Source organism: Pseudoalteromonas luteoviolacea (genome assembly GCF_000814765.1).
GTDB classification, from domain to species: Bacteria; Pseudomonadota; Gammaproteobacteria; order Enterobacterales; family Alteromonadaceae; genus Pseudoalteromonas; species Pseudoalteromonas luteoviolacea_H.
On sequence record NZ_JWIC01000010.1, the window covers coordinates 819,983 to 845,080 of the forward strand.

Below are 25,098 nucleotides of genomic sequence, written 5' to 3' on the forward strand. Positions count from 1 at the left end.
CCCTTTTGGCATCAAAATGCTAAACGCTTAAGTGCCAAGGTATTGCCCCAAAGCGATGAAAAATGGTACGCCCAACAACACATTGAATGGAAAAGTGATACCCAGTGACGCTGTGATAGACATGCCTGCGTTGGCTTCAGGCAAGCTCTCTTTCATTGCCGCAGGTACCGCAATATACGAAGCACTCGCCCCCAATACGGCCATCAGCGCAATCCCTCCGGCGCTTAATTCCAATAACACACCCAAACCAGTCCCAGCTAAACCACCTAACATCGGCATCAATATCGCAAAGCTGATTAAAAACAAACTGTTCTTCTTTAAAGTGCCTAATTGCTCACCTGCCACCAATCCCATTTTTAATAAGAATAGCGCTAATACGCCTGAGAATAGCTCCACAAAAAATGGCGTGAGTTTTTGCACACTATCGCCGCCAACAAAGCCAATCACCAAGCTGCCCACCATGAGTAAAATACTCTGATTAGCCACCAGCTCTTTTTTGATAAAGGCACGGTTTATGACCTTCAAGTTACCTTTGGCGAGTACTAAACCAACCAAGATCGCAGGCATCTCTAACAACACCACAAACAAGGGGAAATAAGCTTCATAGGCGATATTGCCCGCTTCAAGTAAAGCAACAGCAACAGCATAAGTGGCCACACTGACCGAGCCATAATGCGCAGCAATGGCGCCTGCATTAATTTTATCTAACTGACCAAAATAGCGTAATAATGGGTAGGCAACGAGCGGTAACAATAAACCAAAGGCCACCACGGCGATAGACATGGTTAAAAGTGCAGGATCGACATGCTGCTGTAATGCGATACCGCCTTTTAGACCAATCGCGACCATCAAAAAAAGACTGAGTGTTTTATATAACCCATCTGGGAAAGGAATTTTTGCACCTAATAATTGCGCAATGATCCCAAGTAAAAAAAAAGCGACGACCGCATCTATCATGACCTACTTTGCCTCTTTTAACTGGCGAGACGAAGCGCGCATTGGTGCGTGGCTATCACGTGAAGATTGTATCAAACTGACGATTGAAAAACTGAAAATAGATAAAGCCAGCAGAGTAAAACCCGTACTACCATGACCAAGTAAACTGCTCAAATACGAAAATGCCAACAGACTTAAGCACGTTATTAAAGGTAATGCCAAACTTTTAAATGTCATAACTCTCTCCTCTGTATTTTTGAAGATTTTACAAAAGTCTAAATATAGATAAAAATAGATAGTAACTAAGGCAACCATAGATAAAACTCTAATTTAAGGATTTAGTTGCAATATGGCTTCAAGATTACATGCCCATATCGGGACTTTCAGACAACTTGAAATTCTCTTAGCCTTACATCAAGGCGGTAGCGTTAAAGCCGCGTCAGAAAAGCTGTTTTTAACTCAGCCAACAGTGTCAATGCAGCTAAAAAAACTGGCTGAAGCAATTGGCCTACCGCTTTATGAGCAAGTCGGTAAGCAGTTAAAATTTACCGATGCAGGCCTTGCTACCGTTGCGACAGCAAAGCAAATATTGCAAAGTTGCGAAGAGTTGGACATGCACCTCTCGAACCTACGAGGGCTCAAGTCAGGTACCTTGAGGCTATCCAGCGTCACCACGGCTAAATACTTTATCCCGCATTTACTGGGGCCCTTTTGCGAACGATATCCAGGCATAGATATTCAATTTACGGTGGCCAATAGACAGCAAGTCATTGAGCGCCTTGAGCAAGGACTAGATGACTTTTATGTATTCAGCCACTTGCCTGAAGGGCTAGATTTAGAAGTCATTGAATTTATGTCCAATGACTTAGTCGCCATCGCGCCCGCTTCTCATCCATTTAGCCAAAAAGACACCGTGTCATTAGAGGAGTTTTGCCAAGAGGACTTCCTCATTCGAGAATCAGGTTCGGGAACCCGTTACGCCACAGAAGCATTTTTCAAAAACCAAACTGTGACGCCAAACATAAAAATGACCATTGCCAGTAATGAAGCCATTATTCACTCCGTATTATCACGTCTTGGGGTTTCTATTTTATCGTCTCATACGCTAGCCTTTGGTGAGATCCATGATGTTAATGTTATCAATGTCGAGTCTTTACCCATTCGATCTAAATGGTCATTTTCATGGACCAAACGCAAAACGCTGTCACCTATCGCCAGTGTGTTTTTAACGTATGTAGAAACTGAAGGACGAGAAATCATGCAAAATGCGATTAGAATCTAAAATGCTCAAAAAAAACACACTTGGGTGAAAGTTAATATCAGTAGCTCAGGTCTTTTGAAAGAATGGTAATTTTAACCGCTTGAGGATTCGACTATGACATACTCGCTTAAATTAGCCCCCCTGTTTATGGTTTTAGGATTAACGGCATGTGGAGGCAGCAGCAGCTCGTCACCAAGCAATACCGCATCAGAGAGCACATCGGCGACCACAACAACCTCGTCATCCTCTACAACAACCTCGTCATCCTCTACAACAACCTCATCAACGGATACCTCAACGTCTCAACCCGCAGCCTCTTCGGTGACCTATGAACTCACGTTTACCCAAACATGGGCGCGCAGTAATTTTCCAACCAATTACCCCAATGGCACACACTTCTCTCCCATGATCGGATTAACACACAATGATCAAGGGCGCATTTTTCAGCCTGATAGTACAGCCAGCGCAGGTATCATCAGCATGGCTGAAACAGGGGCAAAAACGCTACTTAGAAACGAGATAAGTGATATACAAAACCTTGGTAACTCGAGCTACTTAATTGATGAAGCCGGGATCCCCAATGGCAGTGACAGCGTCACTTTAACTTTTGAGGCAAGCCAAACCTTTGCGCACTTGAGTATTGTGTCTATGGTTGCGCCAAGCCCTGACTGGTTTATTGGCATAGACAGCCTACTCCTGTTTGAAGATAACCAGTGGGTAGATGAGCAAACCATTCAACTTAAAGTATATGATGCTGGCAGTGATAGCGGTGTGACCTTTAGCGCCGCAAATTCAACCACAGATCCACAGGGCTCCATATCATTACTTAACAGCGCGCGCAGCGATACCGATTTCAGTGATGGCGTGCATTTTAATAGTGGTGAAAGCATTGGCTTTATCACAATTAAACGTATGCAGTAGTCCCTCAGGCCGTCACAATGATGTGACGGTCAACCACTTTTAGCCATCAAAGACCTCAATAAGTTTCTGAGCCAAACATTTTTATCATCACTTGTTTTGCGTTGAAACCATAATATCGATATATCAAAGTCAGGTACAACTATCGGTGGCTCAAAATAGCCTAACTGACTATTTGCACATGCGACCTCAGCCATTCTTTTCGGCACAATGGCGACCAATTGACGGCCTATAAGTAGACTTTGAATGGTCATAAAATTACGTGTTGCCACTGTCACCTTACGGTTTAACCCCTCAGCTTGCAATGTATCATCCACACCCGTAGCTAAACGACCGTCGGGACTCACTAACGCATGCTCAATGTTGGCAAAATCAAGCTTTGACAAACCGTGCTCAAACGCAATGTAGTCTGGATCGGCAATACAAACATGCCTTTCTGTGTATAGATGATGAGATTGAAAAGCGGGTTCTGGCGCAGCAATGCTGCCTATCACAATGTCGAGTTTTTCCTGTTCGGCTAGCGCAACATAGTTACTGCGATTGACATTAACAAAGCTTACCTGGGCTTTTGGCGCCTGCTGACGTATCGCATCAAAAATCGAGGGGGCAAAAATAAACTCGGCATAATCCGTCAGTCCAATGCGACAAATCCCCTCATACTCCGTCGGATCAAAAGGCGCACTCGTGAGAATATCATTGCTCACGCAATCGAGTAGTCTCGTAATGGCGGGCGCTAATTGGTGAGCACGTTCCGTGGCAACCATTTTATGCCCCTTGCGCTCAAATAGACCATCGTCAAACAGTGCGCGTAATCGCGATAAACTATGGCTCATTGCAGATTGGCTAACATAACTTTTTTCAGCGGCAACACTCACACTTTGATAACGATATAAATAAGCAAAAGCCACGAGTAGATTTAAATCTATGTTGCGCCATGGCACATCCGTAAAACTCATTATAATCCCATATTATTCATATTTATAATCAATACTATTAATTTGATTAATTATAATGCATTTTCTAACCTAGTGGCATTATCAACACAGCATCCAACACGGTGCCAAACATGTTCACCATATTTAAACTCTTTTTTATGCTCGGTTGGGTCAGCTTTGGCGGGCCCGCTGCACATATTGGCTACTTTAGACAAACCTTTGTTGAAAAACTCAAATGGCTTGATGACCATGAGTATGGTCAAATCGTCGCTCTGAGCCAGTTCTTACCTGGACCTGGATCAAGTCAAGTTGGCTTCGCGCTTGGCTACAAACGCAGCGGTCTCAGCGGCGCAGTCGCAGCTTTTTTAGGCTTCACTTTACCGTCAATTTTAATCATGGTTGGCTTGGCCGTTATCGCCAGTCAAATAACGCAACATGATGTGTTTCAAAGTATCGTGCACAGTTTGAAATTATTGGCCGTTATTGTTGTAGCTGATGCAGCTTGGGGTATGTATAAGAACTTCTGCAAAAATACCTTAACCAACAGCTTATGCCTCATAACCGCTGTGGCACTGCTCGTCGCCCCCAGTATCTCGATGCAAATTGCCATTTTATCCATAGCAGCCCTCATAGGCGCACAATTTTTAAAAAGTACGCCTACAAAGCAAGCTGATGCTTTATTCAAACCCAGCTATATACCGTTGTGCTTATTTTTTGCGCTGCTGGTCGGCTTACCTTTTGTCGCACACATCATGCCGTCAATTGCCTTATTTAATGACTTCTACCAAGCAGGCAGCTTAGTCTTTGGTGGCGGCCATGTTGTTCTCCCACTGCTGCAAAATATTGTCGGTGATCAGCTTAGCCAAGATGCCTTTTTAACTGGGTATGCAGCAGCACAGGCTGTGCCTGGCCCAATGTTTACTTTTGCCACCTACATTGGCTACGAACTGCTCCCTAGCAATCCCATAATGGGCTCGCTCATTGCAACGCTCGCGGCCTTTCTTCCGGGCTTTTTATTGCTCTTAGCAGTGCTAAAAAACTGGCAAACACTTGCACAAAAACCACGTATTGCCGGTGCGCTTATTGGGGTTAACGCAGCCGTTGTGGGTTTATTAGTGGCCGCACTTTATCAACCCGTATTTATCAGCGCCGTCTTTACCCCCATCGATTTTGCATGGGTACTGGGTGGGTTTTTCTTATTAAAACACATCAAACTGCCTATTATTTGGCTCGTAATTACCTTTGTGCTAGCAGGTATCATCACAGGCCTAATTTAACGACATTCAGTCTTTAACACATTGCAAATAGGGAAGTTTGCAATGCAAGTCCACTCAAAACAACTCGCGTTCCGGCGCATTTCACAACGCTTAATGCAAACACCCGCCACACCCATCGCGCTATGTGCTGCGCAGACACTTAGGCAAATATATCTCCTGAAGGGGTTTCAATTAAATCGCAATACGCGTAGACTTGAATGATAACAATTATCATTCAAGTCTACGCGTATGATTAAAGATTTTGCTACTCGAACTTGCCCATGTTGCAACAAGCCACTCAAGCTCAGTGATAGAATTGCGCTACTTAATCGCGAGCCATTGACGTGCAAGTTCTGCGCGAAGCCATTAAAACCCAACTTTAACATCATGCTAGTTAATGTATTTTGGCTCAGTACTTGTGTATCCGGATTGATAAAAACCCATACAGAACTTAATTATATGTGGGCATTGTGCGCAGCCTTATTGGCTGTCAGCGTGGTATTACCTGCGCTAGACTTGCTCTTCTCATTAGAAGAAGAGCAATGACCTAACTGATTAAAGCCAAAGTAACTTAATACCAGTAACAATAATAGTGAAACTCAATACAACGCAAAGCGTATTAAATAGCTTATATACACCTGCACTTTTCACATAGTCACCGGCAATTTGCCATCCCGCTAGTATGCCATTCAAAGCAAAAATAATGACACATAACGTGGTTGCAACTTTGAACCAAATGGGCTCAAAAAAAGCCAGTAAACTTTGATGATCGGTAACTGGCTGATTTACCAAAAGCCCTATCAAAATCAACGTATATAAAACAATTAAAGCATTACTTACCCGTTGCAATACCCACTGTTTAGTCCCTGAGCGCGCAATTCCAGTTATAGCCATATCCACACTCCAATTCCAACACTCAATACAATGCCAAGACCAATAGCGACACGGGAAATCATGCAGCCACTTGCCAGCTCTTCACAGTAACCAAACTCTTGAATGATATGCTTCACAGTACCTAAGCAATAGTAGCCCAGTGCCGTAAGCAGTCCCCACACAATAAACTGTACAAGAAAGTTCTCAGTGAACAAGACTGATAACGTATTGAAGTTATCTTGCGATTGAATTGCAAAAATTAACAGTGGCAATAAAACAACCAAAGCAGCCCATACAATGACACCACTGACGCGATGCAAAATAGACGCATAGGCTGTAATAGGTAGCGCCATTGTCTGTATCGCCAAATTAGTTGGCCGTTCTTTTCTCATATCAAATACCTAAACTTAAACGTGAACAAATGCTAACGCAAATCATTACCACTTACAAATTTAGATTAATTAATGTCTAACTGATTAGCCGTTTTAAAGTAAGAAAAATCAGTATTTATATTGAAAAGCAGTGCAGTAGCGGTGCCACTGCACTGGAAATAGAAAGAGTTAGAAACCTAGCGGAATATTAAACGCAAAAAATCCGACCAATAGGGATGTCCAAAACAGTAAAAATGCCACTGAATAAGGGACCATCATCATGATCACATCGCCAAAACTTAAGTCAGGCTTATATTTACGCATAAACGCTAAAATTACCCCTGCATAGGTCATCATCGGGGTAATAATATTGGTCGAAGAATCTGCAACACGGTAAGCCGCGGCCACCAAATCTGGCGTCATAGCCGGGTTAACTTGATATAACATCGGAACAAAAATGGGGCCAAGTAACATCCACTTGGACGTTAAGCCGCCGACAAATAAGTTAATCAACCCGGTGGTGATCACAAAGCCGATAATAAGAAGGATTGGAAATTCTTGTAAGCCAAGTGCAGATAAACCGCTTGCCCCTATATAAGTAATATAAGTGCCTAAACCTGAGTACCCTAAAATACCTAAAAAGTTATAACAGAAGAATGTCAGCACCAAGATATAACCCATGGTGTTCATTTGCGCGATCATCGCTTGTACGACATCCATCAAGCTCTTAAATTTACCTGTTGCTACACCAAATGCAGCACCAACAATGGTAAAAACTAAGGTGATCAATAAAATGACGTTGTTTAAATAAGGTGTGACAACTTTACCTGAAGCCGTTTCATATGGTGCCAATGGCCCTAAAGCAAGTGCAACAACAAGCCCAAGCGATAATAACAAGCCCCAAAATGCCGCTCTTAACCCTTTTTTCTCTTCTTCTGTTACAGCAAAGTTTGATAGGTCCATGCCCTCTGGTAATTCATAGGGTACATTTTTAAACCTTGGCTCAACAAACTTTTTCGTTACCCATGCACCGATGCCAACCAGCATAAAAGTAGATACAAAAATGAAATAATAGTGCATGGTTGCCGGCGTTAATGCTTCACCCGTCGACGACTCAAATGGCACGCCTTGAGACTCTGCAAAGATTTGCGCATTCAAACCGATTATCACATCAACCGGTGTCGCTGGGATCAAGTTAGCACTAAAACCTGCTGACACACCAGCAAATGCTGCCGCCATCCCGATTAATGGGTTCTTTCCAAGCCCAGCATAGAGTAAGCCTGCCAGTGGGATTAAAATTAAGTAGCCAGCGTCAGTCGCAATGGAGCTCATGATCCCCAAAAAAATCAAAGCTGGCGCTAAGTAAGTGTCTTTTAGACGAGTACCTAGTTTTTTGATAATCGCATTAAACAGCCCTGAGCTTTCTGCAACACCTACACCCAACATAACAATTAGGATAACGCCTAAAATGCCATTGCCAAAGCCTAACCAGTTTTGCAGTAATGCATTATCAAAAAACCAAACAACATGTTCAGCATCAGTCATATTTTTGATGGTATGCGTGATTGGGCTACCATCGGCACCTTGGATTTCGAATGTTAACCCGCCGATCAAAGCCGTCAGCGCAAATGCACCAACTATAAACCACATAAAGATAATAATGGGGTCTGGAATTTTTTTACCTGCTTTTTCTATGAATGAGATCACCCCACCGCCATTCATTTTTGCTGTATCAGTAGCCGACACTTAACCTCCTTAGTATTAAAAAATGTATAAGAAACTGTACTTTTGCAAGGTACAAAGGCGGTATTCTAATCAATTTTCACTCAATTGAGAAAATTTTTAGTCAAACCGCTCAATTATTCAGCTGAATTAATGTCGATATATCTGGGTTTACACACCTAACAACAATGCTAACTCTCTTTTTTAAAACACACATTTATTCTAACCATGTCCAAACAGGCATAATAAAATACTGGTAATGAATAGCAGAAAATTTAAGTCGGCTACCTTCACTGCTTGATAGCGATTGAAAACATCATTTTTTTCAGGATGTAGAACAACATAGGTTGGAAAATATCACACTTAGGCCAAGCCCCATTGACTGTGGCAGTGATTTAATGAGGAATAATGACTTATGCCAAAAGGACAATAAGGCACGTATCAAAAACAAGTCTGTAAACGCCCGCCCCCTTTGCACACGACAGCCACATTACACGCTAGCGTTTAGCGTTTCTTTAGCACTTAAACTTTCAAATGCGCATGACCTGATACATTACTTGAAACCATTTTTAATTAAATGAGGGGGAACTCGCCCCCTCATCATTCAATACTTGTCATCCTTGAGATGACGCTTAATGACGTTTTCCAGGACCCATTCTCACCAGTTCTTTGCCATTTTCAAACACTGCTTGCGTCACCCAACGTCCTAGCAACAGTTGGTGCTTATCATCAAGCACAGCGACAAATGGACGACCATTGCTGTTATGAGTTGCCAATGCAACACCTTCCACGTTTTCTAAACCCAGGCCGCCATTTTCTACCAACAATAAAAATGCCTCTAATTCGTCAAGGTTGGTTATTTCATCGTGATCGTTGATCATGCTACTCACTCTCTTAATACTGTTTACTTCAAAGTCTACTGAGCATCGCCCATGCTCGACAGGTATAGCGCAGTATATCGCGCAATTTGTACATCAGCCATAACCCACGTCCGCTGCTCTATGAAAACTTTACGCGATACAAAAACACCGCAACCCTATTTAAGGATTGCCGCACAGGTATCTATTACCGTACACTCATGGTCATTATTGCATTTATTTTTGAGGTAACAATGGCTGAGCCCGACAATAAACCCTCTGGCTTTTTTAGCCAGATGCTTTTTAACATCATTCTTCCAGTCGTGATCTTGACACGATTTTCCGGTGAAGAGCATTTGGGCCCTTCTTTAGGCGTGATCGTTGCTCTGGCATTTCCGGTAGGGTTTGGTTTATGGGAGCGTAAAAAAACAGGTAAGTTTAACTTTATCTCAGGCCTAGGGATTGTCTCTGTGTTATTAACTGGCGGTATCAGTTTGCTCGAGCTTGATGCAAAATATATTGCCATCAAAGAAGCGCTGATCCCTGGTGTGATTGGTGTTGCTATCGTTGTTAGTCAATACACCAAGTACCCTTTATTGAAAACCATGCTGTTTAATGAAAATGTCATGGATATCCCAAAAATTGACTCTGCGTTAAAAGAAAAGGGAAATTTAGATAAACTACCTAAAGTACAAATCATTGCATCAAATATATTGGCAGGCTCATTCTTCTTATCTTCTGTACTGAACTATGTACTGGCCAAAATGATTGTTGTCAGTCCTGCGGGCACAGAAGCCTATAATAATGAGCTGGGCCGAATGACAGCATTGAGCTACCCCGTGATTGTACTACCTACGATGGTCATTTTCTTTGTCGCGCTCTACTACTTAATTAATTCATTGAAAAAGCTCACTGGGCTAAAAATGGAAGAGATGTTTATTGAACAGTAAACATTTTTATATAAAACCATAAGAAATGGGGCCTATGTGGCCCCATTTTTATATTCTTTCTCTATTTTTTGGCAAGCGCGTTAAATCAAGCTTCAAAATCTTTGAACGTCTTTGATAATTATAAAGTGACTTTTTCTTCGCGGGTAAATCTTCGATACTCGCACAGTCAAACCCCTGCTCAAAGAACCAGTGAATACTGCGTGTAGTCAATGCAAACAAGGCTTTATACCCTTTACGGCGCGCTTTATTGATTACTGTGCGCAGTAAAAAGCTGCCTCGATCCGCATCTCTATATTGTGGGTGGACAGCCAAACTCGCAAACTCCCCCACCTGCTCTTCTGCAAAAGGGTATAGAGCAGCACATGCGATGATCAACCCATCTCGCTCTATCACCGTAAATTGCTCAATTTCCATTTCCAACTGCTCACGAGATCGCCTCACCAAGTAGCCTTGCTCCTCTAATGGACGAATTAAATTCAGTACGCCATTAATATCAGAAATAGACGCGCTGCGCAGTTGTTCGGAGCTTTGAGGAGCAATTTGAGTGCCTATACCATCGAGCGAAAATAGCTCCTGAAGCAAAGCCCCATCCTCTCGATAGCTAACAAGGTGACAGCGATGCACACCACCTCGACATGCTTCTATCGCCGCATGCAAAAACACTGCGGCACTTTTACATGGTAAATTGCCATGTTCTTTGGCCAATAGCTGCTCACCCTCATTGGGCATTAACTCAGCGATGGCCTCGCCGTGTTCGTCCAAAATACCGGCTTCATGACAAAACCCTAGCATTTTATCGGCGTCTAAGCGCAAAGCGACCTGCGTTGCGATCTCTTCAGCAGTAAGATTAAAGCTCTCCCCCGTCACCGATGCCGATATGGGACCTAACAATACGATACTATTATTATCCAACTGATGACGGATCCCCTCGACATCAATGCGACGCACGCGACCGGAGTGATGATAATCAACCCCCTCATCGATCCCTATGGGCTGGGCAATCACAAAGTTACCGCTGACAACATTAAGAGACGTGCCTGACATTGGGGTGCTGCTGAGCGACATCGACAGCATGGCCGTTATATCTAACTGCATAGCGCCGCTCACTTGTTTAATAATTTGCAAAGAATCGCTGTCGGTTACTCGGATCTGATTGTGAAACTCACTGTGTATACCTGCGTTTGCCAGTGCGCTATCAAACTGAGGTCTTGCCCCAAATACCAATACTATTTTAATGCCCAGACTGGTCAATAGAGCAACATCATTGATGATGCTGCGGTAGCCTGGTTGATCAACCGCCTCTCCGCCAAGCATAACAACGAATGTTTTACCACGGTGAGCATTCACATAAGGAGTAGACTGACGAAAACCATCGACAAGTTCTGTAGTACGCACGAGCAATTTACCTTTTTCACAGATAAGTGAGTCTATTAATGAACCTCTATCATATGGAATTAAAATTCAAAATAAAAGAATTTTTATTCTTTTATTTTGAATTTTAATTCTTTTGAACGTTACGAAAAAACAGTCAAACATATCATTTAAAAATCACTCACCCAATGTAATAGCCATTCGTTTCTTGATGTAGATGTACCGTACGCAAAATCTTCGGATTCATACACTATGAATAGATCGTGGGACATCTAAATGATAGTCACAGCTGAACTGCCATAGGTACACTGACTCTGCGCTTAAGTCATGGTTAGATAAATATGCATGAACGATGTTCTACCATCCATAAACCGATAAAGGAAACAGAATGAATAAAGCATTACCAACCAGCACTGACCTGACCTGACAACCCAAAATAAATTAATTTATTCATTAAACCTCGATTAAATTAAGTATTTTTCAATTCTTACCAACGGATCTACCCAAAAAACAGTTTGACTGAAAAATAATCAACCATGGATGCAAAGTTATGATTGACTCAAATTATATTGCGCCATTAAATTTTTAATGGTGAACAAATTTCGTTCACTTAATAATGATAAAGGAAATACAAAAATGAATAAAAAAATAGCAATGGCTGTTATCGGTGCAGCAATGGGCTTAGGTACTTCACTTGCAGTATCCGCGAGTAACTTTGCTAACTATACCAATGGTTGTAACTGGAAAGGCTTTGGTACATTAGAAAATTACTGTGGTTATCAATATTATGTATGTCTAATGGGCGGTACTCCAGGCTACAACTGCCGTACAATTAAAGCCCAGTGTATGCGTGATTGTGCATAATACGCATAGCCTTGAGCGGTAACCAAGTTATCGCTCATCTATTTGTGAATAGGTAATCTAATGAATACAATAAAATACCTCGCGCTGTTTTTTCTAACTTTGGGTATAGGCTGGGCTGCGGGAACATATGGAGTTCAGGCCATCCAAGGCATTTTTGCAAGCCAACAAGTAGAAAAAGGGGATTATGCCTCATATGGCGTGACTGCGCAGACACCGATCAAACTTTACACAACCCAATGGTGTCCTTTTTGTAAAAAAGCCACACAATACTTATCACAACGAAGTATCGAATTTATCAACGTCGACATTGAACAGGATCCTGAGGCACTCAAAGAATTCGAGGCGCTTGGGGGGGAAGTCTTGCCCATTATTTTAGTCTCAGATGGCTTGATCAGAGGGTTTAACGAAGCCGCACTAGAAGCACAATTAAAAAGCAATAACTTACTCTAACCCTGCTTACTACCATTGGCTATCCGCTGCGCTGTGATTAAACGTGTAGGCGAGCAATTTTACTTGCCTACGCATTACTGCATAACGCCGTATAAACACAAGGCTTTATATGCACTAAAGAGAAGGGGTTTCGCAAATTTAACAAAGCAAACTATATAACCTAACTCACCGATTCTTTTAACGTCGCTCGCACACTTGGTACTAATCGACGGCTCACCGGCACCGTCTCACCGACGGTAAGCAACAAACCGTGCTGGTTATTTGCACAGTGCAAGGTAAGTACTTCATCCAGATTTACTAGATAAGATCGGTGTGTTTTAACAAACACAGAAGGTAAGGTCGCTTCTAGCTGTTTTAGCGGCCCTGAATAGAGTTTGTCAGTGCCATCTTTCATATACAACTCAACATAATCACCGGCCGCTTTACAGTAAGCAATATCCATCATCGTGACATAGTCCGTCTTACCTGCAACCGACAATTCAAGCCTCGTTGGCGAGTGTGATTGTTGGTTTTGCGCAAGTTTGAATTCAAGTTTGGCAATATGTGACTGGTCGCACAGATGCTGTATTTGCTGCAAATTATACTCTCTCGCTTGTCGCACAAATAAATAAGCTAACAGCAGCGCAATGATCACAAAGTATATAATCTCATGGAAACGCGCAGTCGCAATGCAAATAGTGATCACCACCATACACTGAACCACAAACCAATTTAACAATGACTTTTCTCGGCTTTGCCACCAAATTAGCGCTATTTGCAGCAGGCTAATTAACAGTGGAATAAAAATTCCGGCTGTCGCTTTAACATCAAATCCTGGTGCAAATATGACCGCACTCAGTGATAGGAAGCCACCAATATATATCCAATGCCAAGCGCGACTTCCCACCACTTTAAAAGAGCTATAAATCAGTAATACCATGCCAAACAAAAATGATAGCCCCGCGACCAGTATCAACCGCATATCATGCCAAGGATAATCGTAATTAAATAAGCCTCGAGACATCTCTGTGCCAAGTTGCAAGGCCGCCAACAGACAAAGTGCCGAGAACAACTTAAAGTTTCGTCTACCCTGCTGTCTAAAGCTGATACTTAAAAAATATAAAGCACCGAGTAAAAACGCCCCAATCAAACTCAGGCCAAGACTGCTAAATGATTGAATATATTGCTTAGGATCGCCATATTGACCCATGCCTAAGTAATGAATAGGGTAATCAAGTGTGATTAAACTATGCTGAGCTGACAAGGCTAATACCAGCTTATTTTGCGACGCTAATAATTCCTCAGGGATATACAATACCTTATCCATTTTTCCCATTTGCTCTGATTTATCAGCAGCAGGCAGACCATTTTGTCCGATAAAAACCCCATTGAGATAAACCCGAGACGCCGCCTTTGCAAACAAAAATAGTCCGTAAGGTGGCGAGAGTTCTGCAAGCCTTTGCGTGCGCTCAAACTCCAACTTAACCCAGATAGCTTGGTTTTGCGGGTCAAGTTTTGACAACTGAGTCATTTTACATTGTGGACTTAAAAAATCCGGTGGTTCAGGCGTGGTAAATGGGCAAACCGTCACTTCTGCGCTACGAGCAAAAGGCACTAATTGTTGGTTACCATACGCAACACTCATGAAACAGCCGAAGAACAACGTCGCCACAAAATAAAATACAGAATGACTATTCACAATCTCTCACTTTCCTTTTACCACTCACCGGAATTTAACTACCGTTTACCCTGTAGCCCTTTAAAATCAGGTCATTCAAAGAAGTTTGCTATTCATCAAAGCCCACATTGCGTTTAATAAATGCAGACCAATACAGGAGCAATCTTATGCGATTTACAATTCATTTAGTAGCCACTTTAACCTTGGCTTGCAGCTTTTATAATTTCGCCGGTGAGCAAGCGCCTACTCTGAAGCTATATGAAAACGAAAAACAAATTTTATTCAAAGCAAATAGTGGGGAAACCACTGACGCAGTTGAAGGTCATTTGTGGGTACCTGAAAATAGAGCTAACCCGTATAGCCGGAAAATCAGAGTCAACTATGTGCGCTTCCCTGCAACGGGCAGCAAGTCAGGCTCACCCATTGTTTATCTGTCTGGGGGTCCCGGCGGCTCTGGGATCAGCACAGCCAAGTGGCGACGTTACCCTTTATTCCAAGCGCTCAGAGAGTTTGGTGACGTCATAGCGTTAGATCAAAGAGGCACAGGGCAATCCGAACAAGCGGCACCCTGTGTATCAACCCAAAAAATCCCGTTAAACAAAGCCATCAGTGCCGAACGAGTAACCCAACACTACCGTGCAGCAGCTCGCGAGTGCTTTGCCTCATGGCAATCGCAAGGTTATGATATTTATGGATATAACTCTAATCAAAATGCCTTAGACATTAACGACCTGCGCACCCACTTAAACGCAGACAAGGTCACTTTATGGGGGATTTCGTATGGCAGCCACTTAGCCCTAGCAGCGATGAAACTGTTTCCACAGCACATTAATAAGGTGATCATTGCCAGTGCTGAAGGCCTCAATCAAACCGTTAAACTCCCAGCGCAAACCGATCTCTATTTTAAAAAATTACAAGGAGTCATCGATCAACAAGCATTGAAAACAGACATACCAAATTTGTCTGCGCTGATGAAACGAGTGCATGCAAAATTAGATGAAGCGCCCCAGCAGATAGCAATACCAAATAGAGATGGCTCCATTACACAGCTACTTTTCCAAACTCATCACCTGCAAACGCTAGCCAGTAAAATGATAGCAGACCCAAATCACTACCTTGCAATACTGCTGCATATTTATCTCGGGTTAGATAATAACAATACTGAACTATTAAGCGCAGTGCTTCAGCGCGGTATGTTTAAGGATGAGCCCATCACGCTTGAACTAATGCCATTAGCAATGGACATTGCGTCCGGTATATCTAATGAACGTTTAGCACAAGTTAAGCACCAAGCCCGTTCTGCCTTGCTGGCTGAGCAACTCAATTTTCCGATGCCACACTTAAACAAGTTAGACAGCAAATTAGACTTAGGAGAAGCGTTTAGAGCTGACGCCAAATCATCCATTCCTACATTGCTGTTCTCAGGGAGTCTAGACGGTCGTACTTATCCCAAGGCGCAAATAAAAGCAGTTCAGGGGCTGTCCAACCTCACCCATGTCATGGTCAATAATGCGGGACATAACTTGTACACCAGCTCACCAGAAGTGCGAATTCGAATCAAAGCGTTTTTGGCTGGCAATACAGTTAATCAAGATCCAATCAACTTGCCACTGCCACGGTTAAGTATGCCAGAACGCTAAAGCAGCAAGCAGGATTGAAAAGTGCTTAGGGTGTGATGAGCATCCTAGCCTTTAATTGCCTCACGGTATCAAAACCCTGTGCTCTTAAACTAAACCTAACTCGATTGCTTTAAGCACCGCCTGAGTGCGATCTTGTACTTCAAGTTTAGCGAGTATATGTGAGACGTGATTGCGAATTGTGCCTTCTGAGTTGTGCAAGTTACGGGCAATGGTTTTATTCGCCATCCCTAAAGATAAACATGTTAAAACTTGCCGCTCTTTTTCGGTCAACTCTATCTGAGGCGCTATTTGTTTTTGCAGCAAATAGTCAGTGAGTGCTGGTTGCAGTACTTTTCTTCCAGCAACTATTTGCTTGATTGACTCAATCAACTCTTCTAACTCAATGTTTTTTAATACATATCCTTTTGCCCCTAAAGCCATGGCGCTAACCAGCACCTCGCAATCTTCAAAGGTGGTAATAATCAGTATTGGTGGTGCACATTTTGTGCTGTTTTGCAGCGCACGTAATACACCTAATCCATCTAGCACAGGCATACGCATGTCTAACAACACCACATCAAAATCTCGCTGTTCGAGCTGATTTAGCGCGTCCTCGCCATTTTCAGCTTGACCCTCGACACAAATAACATCACTTAGATTAAGCAAATTAGCCAACCCCAATCTCACTAGGGTCTGATCTTCAACCAATAAACAAGAAATCAATGTTTATCTCCTTATTCAAGGGGGAGTGATATCATGTTGATTAGACAATGGCCTTCTAGCCATTGTTTAAAATCGCCATGGTATTGCTCCATGCGCTCTTTAAGCCCAGAGAGTCCATTGCCCGCCTTCGGTACACATGACTCAGGATGGTTGTGCCATGCCTTTGCCAACACATACTGCCGACCTGATTGATGTACTATCTGAACTTTAAAATAGAACTGCTGAGCCTGAGTATGCTTCAGTGTATTACTGACCATTTCTTGACAAAAACGTACGATACAGAGCGCATGTTGCTGTGAGATCATCGCCGCTTTCACCTCCATGTCCAAGGTGCAGGCGAGTGTTGGCGTCAACGCGAAAATCCCCTCCAATGCCTGTTTTAGCAGAGCTTTATCACTGCGCTCGCAAGAGACAATATCTCGAACTTCAGTCAGTGCCTGTTGGCTCAACTGATGGCAAGTATGCACGGTTTCAGCAATTTCATCAGGCGCTATGCGCTTTACAAAATCAAGATGAATACTCAACGCTGTCAGTTTATGCCCCAGTGAGTCATGCAACTCACGAGAAATATGCTGCCGTGCATGCAGCGCAGACATCGCCCCCATCATATGCTGCGTCGCCTTGAGTTCTTTGTAGTTTTGTCGCGATTGATAATGCATATTTAAACTCTCAACAATGCGGCGGCTCACAAACCAATTCATGCTGCAAAAAAACAACCAAACGACAAAGGTTACCCAAGGAATATCCCCCTGCCACCGGTCAAAATGTTCAATACCGTATATCCCCATTGCTAAAGTGATAGCCGCCATTATCTTGGCAAATGAAAAATGTGGACTAAACACCGCAGCAAACATCACTAGGTGAATAAAGATTAAAGAGGTTGAGGTGAGCGGAATAAGTCCGAGAATTAACGCAAAGTAGCCTAGAGCAACATAAAAGACATGTTTATTGGGATGTTTGAGCACATAAAATAGCAGTAACAGTATCAATAAACTGACAGGCAACTGCAACATCAAAGCTATTGGTGAATTGGCAAAATATGCACAGGCGCACGTCACGCCTAGCCATGAGGCAATGGTTGAAAACCGCCAATCCGTTGTATGTCTTATTTGAGTATCCATTGCGAGCGCGCTTTTATTTTTTAAGCCATTATTGCAAAAATCTCGGGCCAAAAACAGTGACAGATGTCATAGCGAAAATAGACCAAATGTGACTGTTTAGGAAAAGACTGTGTGCGCTAGCATATCGGTATTCTCAGCATTTTGGAGGTCATCGATGCCGCTCACACCACGATTTAATTTTATTGATAATTTACGGTGCTTTGCACTACTGCTCGGCGTCGTATTTCATGCCGCTTTGGCTTATAGCCCTTACTTTCATAACATTTGGCTCAGCGCTGACCCAAGCCAGGCTGGGATTTTTGATGTGCTAACACATTGGTTGCACTTATTTAGGATGCCAGTCTTTTTTGTCATCGCTGGATTTTGTAGCGCATTAATCATCACTAAAAAGGACGCGACGACATTTATTAAGCAACGGCTAAAACGACTCTTACTACCATTTCTCATATTTTTACCTCTGGTCATTGCCTCGTTTATCCATGTACTGAGTTGGGGAGCTGACATAGTCAACCCTTTACCACCTATTTATGCCGCTTTTAATGTCATTACTGAACCTCAAATAAGCACTGCACATTTGTGGTTTTTATGGGTTTTAACGCAGCTTTGCCTAATACACTGGGGCGTTTATCGAATCTTAGGCTCACTACAGAAGAGGCTACACTGTACAGTTAATACGGCTATGTATCCGCTCATTTTGATGACGTGCAGCTTTGTGACATTGCTCGCCCAGCCTACCCCATTTCCTGCGCCCGATAAGCTTTTACCGCAACTTTGGGCACTGATTTTTTATGGTACTTTTTATCTATTTGGCATCATCCTTTACCACAAACCAACCCTGCTCAAGCGCGCTTATGGCAGCATTATACCCTTGTCGCTCACCGCGATTCTCTCATTCATTGCTTACTCGGTTTACCTACCAGAAGCCCCCACTCTTCAACAAGTCATCGCAGCGGCCAAGCGTGGGGCATTTACCCCAAGCGGTATACAACATATACGAGCCGTAGCGGTTCAAGCGGTGGCCATTGTCAGCTGGACCGCCCTCATATTGTTACTCAGCCACCGTTTTTTTAACCAAGAAAGTCGCATGAGCCGCTACCTATCCAACGCTTCATATTGGGTATATTTAATCCATGTACCCGTGCTGCTTTACATACAAATGCCCCTGATAAATACCGCATTACCAGCAATTGTTAAATTCATGATCAGTGTGGTGGGGAGCATGATTATCTCACTGCTCACCTACCATTTTGCAGTCAGGCACACAGTGATAGGTCGATTATTAAATGGCGACGTCCATGCGAAAAAGGTGAAGTGACAAGGTAAAATAGGGGTCATATAGACCCCCATTTTTTTCATTATGAAGACTGAGCCGCAGACTCAGTAGGCGCTTGCGCCTCAGCTTTTTCTCCTAAAATGCGGTGCGTAATAGTGCCCGCAGTCATCGAGCCAGACACATTTAATGCCGTTCGGGCCATATCAATCAAAGGCTCAATTGAAATAAGCAATGCCGCAATAGTCACAGGTAAGCCCATCGCAGGTAGTACAATCAATGCCGCAAATGTTGCACCACCGCCCACACCTGCAATACCAAATGAACTGATAGCAACAATGGCAACGAGCGATAAAATAAATGAAATATCCATCGGATTGATACCAACACTTGGCGCTACCATTACAGCCAGCATCGCTGGATAGATACCCGCACAGCCATTTTGACCAATTGTCGCGCCAAATGATGCAGACAAGTTCGCAATCGCTGGCGGTACGTTAAGCTTATTAATTTGCGTATCCACGTTCAGTGGAATGGTTGCCGCACTGCTGCGAGACGTAAATGCAAATGTCAGTACCGGCCAGATTTTTTGGAAAAACTGCTTAGGGCTCACTCCAAATAAGCCGACCAATAAGCCATGTACGACAAACATTAAGAAAATAGCCACATACGATGCGACGATAAAGCCCAGTAAATTAGTGATATCGGCTAGGCTTGATGTTGCCACCACCTTGGCCATCAAGGCCGCAACACCATATGGTGTCAATGAAATCACCATCTTCACCAGTCGCATCACAACCGCTTGTAAGGTTTCGACAAATGTACGAATTGGCGCTTCTAACTCTTCACGTTCACTCATTACTTTACGGGCGGCAATGCCTATCAAAATACCGAAAATCACCACCGCGATAATAGAGGTTGAACGCTCCCACGCTAAGTCTTGGAAGATATTGGTCGGGATAAAGCTCAGTAACATTTGTGGAATAGACAAGTCACTGACTGTTTCACTGCGAGATTCTAACACGGCAATTCGAGATGTTTCACGTGCGCCTTCTGTTAACCCTTCAGCACTGAGCCCAAACAATTGAGTAATAAAAATACCGATCAGCGCGGCAATCATGGTCGTCATCACCAGCACTGAAATCGTAATGCCACTGATTTTGCCAAGTGCCCCCGATTTATCTAATCGCACAACCGCAGCGACCATAGACACCAATACCAGGGGCATAATGATCATTTTCAACAGGGCCACATAACCACTGCCAACTACATTGGTCCAATTTAAGGTTTCTGTGATGGCGTGATGCCCCTCACCCAGGAAAAACTGTAAGGCAAAGCCAAATACACTACCTAATGACAGGCCGATTAAAACGAGGCGCGAAAGTGTTGCCCCTTTTTTCTGGGTTTGAAATAAAACAATGAGTATTGCGGCAAAAACAGCAAGGCTCACCATGGCGATGAAGGACATATAGTTACCTTTGAATGATTCGTACGAGAGAAATTCTAAAAAGAAGATAAATCGGAATTTTTATCTAGGGTGCACAGTAATAAATTATTGCGATACTGCAAAGAATGATTAGGAATGATATATATTTTCAAGTTATGGATATGCCGATTTATTGACTGACACGGCTATCCTTTGCGCAAAACTGCGCGCACAAATTGCGCAACTCGCTTATGGTCATCACAAGACACTTATTTACTCACCATCAATTTCCATTTGTAGTGCCTCCAGCTGTTCTAAAATGGCTAAAAACTTTTCTCCAAATGGCGTCACTTGATACTCCACGCGCGGGGGTAATTCATTAAAAACCTGTTTATCTAAAATACCAAACTCCACATTACGCTTTAAACACTGGTTAAGCACCTTTGTCGATAACCCCTCAACTTGGCGCACCATTTCTCCGGGTCGGTTTATCCCTGCATTCAAAAGTTGATATACCGTTAAAGACCATTTACAGCCATAAATGGTTTCTACCATGCGTGCGCTGGATTGCGGCGCTAACTTTCTTGAAAATTTTTTTTCTTGTGATGTCATAAAGATGTACCAAAAAGTACCTAGCTAACCAAATTGTACTTACTATTCAGCGGCTTTTATTAAATTTAATCTTATCACGACTTTTTAAAACAAGAGATGTGATTATGACTTTTTCAAATTCAGGCATCGCCCTTATCATTGGTGGCTCAAGCGGTATGGGATACGCTACGGCTAAGCAACTTTTACAAGCAGGCGTCTCAGTCGAGATTGTCGCTAATAATCAACACAAGTTAGATTCTGCGATCAGTGCATTAAGTGAGTTAGGCACCGTCACCGGAAGACAAATCAATCTATATGACACTCGATCAGTGATGGCTTTCGCAGAAGAAGTCGCGAGCTCTTCAACACACTATCGATACCTTGTTAACGCAGCTGGTTACTTCTCGCCAACACCTTTTATTGAGCATTCACTTGCAGACTATGACAAATACCATGATTTAAATAAAGCCACCTTTTTACTCACGCAAGGCGTGGTTAAGAATATGCAACGTTTCGATGGGGGTAACATGGTCAATATTGGCTCGATGTGGGCCAAGCAAGCCATCAAAGCCACCCCTTCTAGTGCATATTCTATGGCTAAAGCTGGGCTGCATGCGTTTACGCAGCATCTCGCAATGGAATTGGCGGATAACAACATTCGCGTCAATGCTGTCGCCCCTGCGGTTGTGCAAACCCCCATTTACGGTGCATTCATACCGCCCACAGAGATTAAACAAGCGCTTGCCTCGTTTAATGACTTTCATCCCATTGGCCGAATTGGTGAACCCGTTGATGTCGCAAACAGTATTTTATTTTTACTATCCGATGAGGCAAGTTGGGTAACTGGCACCATTATGGACGTCGATGGTGGTGTCATGGCTGGTAGAAACTAAAATAAAACAACAGGGCTTTGGCTCAAAAGGGTAACTCTATGCTAAACATGAATTTTACGCAGCCGCTTGTGATTAACACCGCCAAGCAGCCTTGGCTTGCCAGTCCCGCCAAAGGCGTTTGGCGAAAGCCTTTGGAACGCGAAGACAAAGAGTCAGGGCATACCACCAGCATTGTTAAATACGAAGCAGGCTCTGCGTTTAAACCTCACCCACATCCGCTTGGTGAAGAAATATTTGTACTTGAAGGCGTTTTTTCTGATGAACATGGTGACTATCCAGCAGGCACATACTTACGTAATCCGCCAAATAGTGTACATGCGCCATTTAGCAAACATGGCTGTGTAATTTTTGTCAAACTCAACCAATTTGACGCCCAAGATTCAAAAACCGTCAGAGTAAACACGCATGAAACACCATGGCAGCCAGGACAAGGTAATTTGCAAGTGATACCACTGCACAGCTTCGAGCAGCAACATACCGCATTGGTAAAATGGCCTGCCAATGAACAATTTATCCCACACACGCACTTTGGTGGAGAGGAGATCTTGGTCCTTGAGGGTGAATTTATCGATGAGCGAGGTCAGTACCCTCAAGGCACTTGGCTACGGAGCCCGCACTTGAGCCAACATACCCCCTATGTCGTGCAACCTACTTTAATCTTGGTCAAAGTAGGACATCTTGCTATTGAATAAAGCGTGGTGCTTTGACGTTGTTGTCTCTAGCCTTACTTGGGTATAATCCACGGCATCGCACCCTATGTAGAAGCAAAACCGGAGCCCAGATGAAAAAACTCTCTAAAGTGCAAGAAAAACAACAAGCACTCGTACTTGATGTGGCAGATAGACTCGAAGCCCAAGCACGAGAGGAAATCCCCGGCATGCTGCAATGCTGGTTTGATATGGAGTTTCATTTATTTCCGAGCTCGTTATTACTGTGCTTTCAATTCGAGAGTGAGCAAGCCTTAGAAGCAGCAAAACCCGATTTGCTCAAATGGCAAAAACGCCTCAGCGCCGCTATGGTAAAAAAAGGGGTGATCTTAAAAGATATGCGTAAACACTTGGTCTTTACGATGAATGGACCTGAGGATTAGGCTTGGATTGAAGCAAGCCCTAGTTCTCACTCAGTGTTAAACAACACAGCATCATAAAACGATTAAAGTGAATGGGGTGAACGCTCACCCGATTTATATAGTTGAAAACAAACCTAACAAGTAATTAATACCATGAAATATCTCATTGTTATCGTATCACTGCTCTTATTATCCGGTTGTAACACCACAACTCGCTATCAGCCCAAAAACAACTATGAAATATTCGTCAATACTTGGTGCTTACAACGCCATAATGCAGACATGAAATATTGTAGCTGTTTTACAAAAGCGATGGCTGAAGCAACCCCTGATACCACTAAAATGAAAGTGGAACGTGCTGAACCAGGCGCAGTCAATGAACTATCAAGTGTGTTACGTAATAATAATCAACTCTTTGCGACATGCGAAAAACAGCGTACGCTCAGTGCCTCACTTGAGCAAATAGTCATCCCCAAAAAAGCCCGAGCACTGGTTAAGCGCTATGATCAAGATATCTTAACCCCAACTAACAAACTTAATGCTGTTGTCACTAAAAAAATCGGCTATAAGTTTTCTATGCATGATAATAGCAACCCTGTAAATCCAAATAACTATACGCAGCTATCAAAATATGAACATGGCGTGCCATATTTTTCAACCTACTATAATGGAGCGCTCGAAAAGCCTGATCTATATAAAATTGAGCAAGGTGTTAAACATATGCGCTTTTTAGATTATGCGCCAGACACCAAGTCCGGCTGCTCTTTGACTCTAGGAGAGTGTACTTATCAAACATCAAGCGGTAACACCAAGAAGATGAAAACAATATTTAAAGAAGGTGTTTGGATCAGTGATGAGCCGAGTTTTTTAGGCAAAAGAGTCATCGTATTGAGGATATATACCTCGGACGGTCTGCCACTTTATGAGCAGTTAATATTTCACAATGGTAATAAAATAGTCAGAACAAGACACGAACACAATTGATCAGTTTGCGAGAAAGTAGCGCCAAAACCAGCGCTACCCTGTTCTTTGATGTAGTAATGCACACAAAAAACGAGGTTAAGATCGCCAATAACCACATTAAGTAGCCAATTGATTTTGGCTACTTAATATTAATAAACCCCTCAGCCATAAAACATACCCACAATCCCAGCTTATCTCTTTCGCACTTCGCCTAAAACTCATCCAAAAAGTAAATAACCCTTCAAATACTTGGTTTTATAACGCTTAGCATGATCATATATTAGGGACGTTTCGTATTTAGCCTACTTATAACTCATACCAAAATGGCTCACCACATATAGCAAAGGAGTATGTTTATTGAGCGCTTGGTATCTAGAAATAAGTGTATTAAGGAATAGAAAATGAAAAAAACATTCTCGGCAGCAGGCATAACTGCCCTCTTCTGCGCTGCCATCTCGACACATGCTCAGGCCACACATCAAATTGGCGAAGTTGCGCATAGTAAAATCATTAATAACCAAGGCGAACAAATTGGTACCGCCCACTATACCCAAGGTAATGAAGGGGTTTTGATAGAAATCATTGCCCAAAAGCTACCTGCTGGTAAACATGGCATGCACTTCCATGAAGTGGGCACTTGCGTTGACCAGCACCACTTTAAAAAAGCAAAAGGGCACATCATGCCATCGGGAAAGCCGCATGGATATTACCACCCTAAAGGCCCCCACGAAGGCAACTTACCTAACTTAATTGTTCGTAAAGATGGTACGGTTCATGTGGAGCTATATACCGAGCTGGTCTCAATTAGCGGTCGCGGAAACAAGCCCGCCTTGCTAGATGACAACGGCTCGGTGCTGATGATCCATGCCAATGAGGATGATCACCTCACTCAGCCTATCGGTGGTTCTGGTAGTCGAATTGGGTGTGGGATTGTGATCGCTGGTAAATAAGTTATCAAGGACGAAGTCGTCGACTCAGCGACTTCGGCATTTATAGCAGTGG

Annotated in this window: 27 protein-coding genes; 14 read left to right on the top strand and 13 right to left on the bottom strand. The window is 43.0% G+C overall.

Features of this window, described 5'->3' with window-relative positions:
- Positions 1–27: 27 nt before the first annotated feature.
- Positions 28–957, bottom strand: coding sequence for a sodium-dependent bicarbonate transport family permease (locus tag JF50_RS25195; protein ID WP_039611996.1), 930 nt, complete (start codon positions 955–957; stop codon positions 28–30).
- 3 nt (positions 958–960) lie between these two features.
- Positions 961–1,173 (bottom strand): hypothetical protein, encoded by a 213-nt coding sequence (locus JF50_RS27065; protein ID WP_152614635.1) that lies wholly within the window; start codon positions 1,171–1,173, stop codon positions 961–963.
- A 112-nt stretch (positions 1,174–1,285) separates the two neighbouring features.
- On the opposite strand from JF50_RS27065, the gene JF50_RS25200 reads away from it, so the two are divergent.
- Both JF50_RS25200 and JF50_RS25205 read left to right on the top strand, forming a co-directional pair.
- On the top strand, positions 1,286–2,218 hold the full coding sequence (locus tag JF50_RS25200) for a LysR family transcriptional regulator (protein ID WP_039611997.1): 933 nt from the start codon (positions 1,286–1,288) through the stop codon (positions 2,216–2,218).
- 93 nt (positions 2,219–2,311) lie between these two features.
- Positions 2,312–3,118, top strand: a complete 807-nt coding sequence (locus JF50_RS25205; protein ID WP_039611998.1) for a spondin domain-containing protein — start codon at positions 2,312–2,314, stop codon at positions 3,116–3,118.
- Between the two features lie 29 nt (positions 3,119–3,147).
- Here JF50_RS25205 and JF50_RS25210 read toward each other — a convergent pair whose 3' ends face one another.
- Positions 3,148–4,071: a LysR family transcriptional regulator gene (locus JF50_RS25210; protein WP_039611999.1), complete on the bottom strand. Its 924-nt coding sequence runs from the start codon at positions 4,069–4,071 to the stop codon at positions 3,148–3,150.
- 110 nt (positions 4,072–4,181) lie between these two features.
- Here JF50_RS25210 and chrA point away from each other — a divergent pair, with 110 nt between their 5' ends.
- Both chrA and JF50_RS25220 read left to right on the top strand, forming a co-directional pair.
- The gene (chrA, locus tag JF50_RS25215) at positions 4,182–5,327 is read left to right on the top strand and encodes a chromate efflux transporter (RefSeq protein ID WP_039612000.1); all 1,146 of its coding nucleotides are present in this window, start codon (positions 4,182–4,184) and stop codon (positions 5,325–5,327) included.
- A gap of 228 nt (positions 5,328–5,555) precedes the next feature.
- Positions 5,556–5,852 carry a hypothetical protein gene (locus JF50_RS25220; RefSeq protein WP_039612001.1) on the top strand — a complete coding sequence of 99 codons (297 nt, stop codon included), beginning with the start codon at positions 5,556–5,558 and terminating at the stop codon, positions 5,850–5,852.
- A 9-nt stretch (positions 5,853–5,861) separates the two neighbouring features.
- Here JF50_RS25220 and sdhD read toward each other — a convergent pair whose 3' ends face one another.
- The 4 genes from sdhD to JF50_RS25240 form a co-directional block, all read right to left on the bottom strand.
- Entirely contained in the window at positions 5,862–6,200 is a 339-nt protein-coding gene (sdhD, locus tag JF50_RS25225) for a succinate dehydrogenase, hydrophobic membrane anchor protein (protein ID WP_039612002.1), read from the bottom strand.
- The gene (sdhC, locus tag JF50_RS25230; protein WP_039612003.1) at positions 6,191–6,571 is read right to left on the bottom strand and encodes a succinate dehydrogenase, cytochrome b556 subunit; all 381 of its coding nucleotides are present in this window, start codon (positions 6,569–6,571) and stop codon (positions 6,191–6,193) included. Before sdhC ends, sdhD begins: the two co-directional genes overlap by 10 nt.
- A gap of 168 nt (positions 6,572–6,739) precedes the next feature.
- Positions 6,740–8,296 (bottom strand): AbgT family transporter, encoded by a 1,557-nt coding sequence (locus tag JF50_RS25235; RefSeq protein ID WP_235423515.1) that lies wholly within the window; start codon positions 8,294–8,296, stop codon positions 6,740–6,742.
- 608 nt (positions 8,297–8,904) lie between these two features.
- Positions 8,905–9,153 carry a hypothetical protein gene (locus JF50_RS25240; protein ID WP_039612004.1) on the bottom strand — a complete coding sequence of 83 codons (249 nt, stop codon included), beginning with the start codon at positions 9,151–9,153 and terminating at the stop codon, positions 8,905–8,907.
- 230 nt (positions 9,154–9,383) lie between these two features.
- Between JF50_RS25240 and JF50_RS25245 the strand changes: the two genes are divergently transcribed.
- Positions 9,384–10,079 (top strand): VC0807 family protein, encoded by a 696-nt coding sequence (locus JF50_RS25245; protein WP_039612219.1) that lies wholly within the window; start codon positions 9,384–9,386, stop codon positions 10,077–10,079.
- Positions 10,080–10,127: 48 nt separating this feature from the next.
- Here JF50_RS25245 and argA read toward each other — a convergent pair whose 3' ends face one another.
- Positions 10,128–11,474 (bottom strand): amino-acid N-acetyltransferase, encoded by a 1,347-nt coding sequence (gene argA, locus JF50_RS25250; protein WP_039612005.1) that lies wholly within the window; start codon positions 11,472–11,474, stop codon positions 10,128–10,130.
- 612 nt (positions 11,475–12,086) lie between these two features.
- On the opposite strand from argA, the gene JF50_RS25255 reads away from it, so the two are divergent.
- Entirely contained in the window at positions 12,087–12,314 is a 228-nt protein-coding gene (locus tag JF50_RS25255; RefSeq protein WP_039612006.1) for a hypothetical protein, read from the top strand.
- A gap of 60 nt (positions 12,315–12,374) precedes the next feature.
- Complete coding sequence (locus JF50_RS25260) at positions 12,375–12,764, top strand: glutaredoxin family protein (RefSeq protein WP_052262773.1); 390 nt, start codon at positions 12,375–12,377, stop codon at positions 12,762–12,764.
- A 160-nt stretch (positions 12,765–12,924) separates the two neighbouring features.
- On the opposite strand, the gene JF50_RS25265 is transcribed toward JF50_RS25260, so the two are convergent.
- Complete coding sequence (locus JF50_RS25265) at positions 12,925–14,442, bottom strand: LytR/AlgR family response regulator transcription factor (protein ID WP_052262775.1); 1,518 nt, start codon at positions 14,440–14,442, stop codon at positions 12,925–12,927.
- Positions 14,443–14,588: 146 nt separating this feature from the next.
- Here JF50_RS25265 and JF50_RS25270 point away from each other — a divergent pair, with 146 nt between their 5' ends.
- The gene (locus tag JF50_RS25270; protein WP_039612007.1) at positions 14,589–16,061 is read left to right on the top strand and encodes an alpha/beta hydrolase; all 1,473 of its coding nucleotides are present in this window, start codon (positions 14,589–14,591) and stop codon (positions 16,059–16,061) included.
- An 84-nt stretch (positions 16,062–16,145) separates the two neighbouring features.
- On the opposite strand, the gene JF50_RS25275 is transcribed toward JF50_RS25270, so the two are convergent.
- A complete protein-coding gene (locus tag JF50_RS25275) occupies positions 16,146–16,763 on the bottom strand; it encodes a response regulator (RefSeq protein ID WP_039612008.1) in 618 nt (205 codons plus the stop codon).
- Between the two features lie 11 nt (positions 16,764–16,774).
- Positions 16,775–17,884, bottom strand: a complete 1,110-nt coding sequence (locus JF50_RS25280) for a sensor histidine kinase (protein ID WP_039612009.1) — start codon at positions 17,882–17,884, stop codon at positions 16,775–16,777.
- A 154-nt stretch (positions 17,885–18,038) separates the two neighbouring features.
- On the opposite strand from JF50_RS25280, the gene JF50_RS25285 reads away from it, so the two are divergent.
- Positions 18,039–19,199, top strand: a complete 1,161-nt coding sequence (locus JF50_RS25285; RefSeq protein ID WP_039612010.1) for an acyltransferase family protein — start codon at positions 18,039–18,041, stop codon at positions 19,197–19,199.
- Between the two features lie 40 nt (positions 19,200–19,239).
- Here JF50_RS25285 and JF50_RS25290 read toward each other — a convergent pair whose 3' ends face one another.
- Complete coding sequence (locus JF50_RS25290; RefSeq protein WP_039612011.1) at positions 19,240–20,622, bottom strand: L-cystine transporter; 1,383 nt, start codon at positions 20,620–20,622, stop codon at positions 19,240–19,242.
- A gap of 231 nt (positions 20,623–20,853) precedes the next feature.
- Positions 20,854–21,192 (bottom strand): winged helix-turn-helix transcriptional regulator, encoded by a 339-nt coding sequence (locus JF50_RS25295; RefSeq protein ID WP_039612012.1) that lies wholly within the window; start codon positions 21,190–21,192, stop codon positions 20,854–20,856.
- Between the two features lie 104 nt (positions 21,193–21,296).
- Here JF50_RS25295 and JF50_RS25300 point away from each other — a divergent pair, with 104 nt between their 5' ends.
- The 5 genes from JF50_RS25300 (at position 21,297) to JF50_RS25320 (ending at position 25,046) form a co-directional block, all read left to right on the top strand.
- Positions 21,297–22,064, top strand: coding sequence for an SDR family NAD(P)-dependent oxidoreductase (locus JF50_RS25300; RefSeq protein WP_039612013.1), 768 nt, complete (start codon positions 21,297–21,299; stop codon positions 22,062–22,064).
- 38 nt (positions 22,065–22,102) lie between these two features.
- Positions 22,103–22,756, top strand: coding sequence for a cupin domain-containing protein (locus JF50_RS25305; protein WP_039612014.1), 654 nt, complete (start codon positions 22,103–22,105; stop codon positions 22,754–22,756).
- An 89-nt stretch (positions 22,757–22,845) separates the two neighbouring features.
- Positions 22,846–23,154: a hypothetical protein gene (locus JF50_RS25310; RefSeq protein ID WP_039612015.1), complete on the top strand. Its 309-nt coding sequence runs from the start codon at positions 22,846–22,848 to the stop codon at positions 23,152–23,154.
- Between the two features lie 132 nt (positions 23,155–23,286).
- On the top strand, positions 23,287–24,117 hold the full coding sequence (locus JF50_RS25315; RefSeq protein WP_039612016.1) for a hypothetical protein: 831 nt from the start codon (positions 23,287–23,289) through the stop codon (positions 24,115–24,117).
- A gap of 380 nt (positions 24,118–24,497) precedes the next feature.
- On the top strand, positions 24,498–25,046 hold the full coding sequence (locus JF50_RS25320) for a superoxide dismutase family protein (protein WP_052262778.1): 549 nt from the start codon (positions 24,498–24,500) through the stop codon (positions 25,044–25,046).
- The last annotated feature ends 52 nt before the right edge of the window (positions 25,047–25,098 follow it).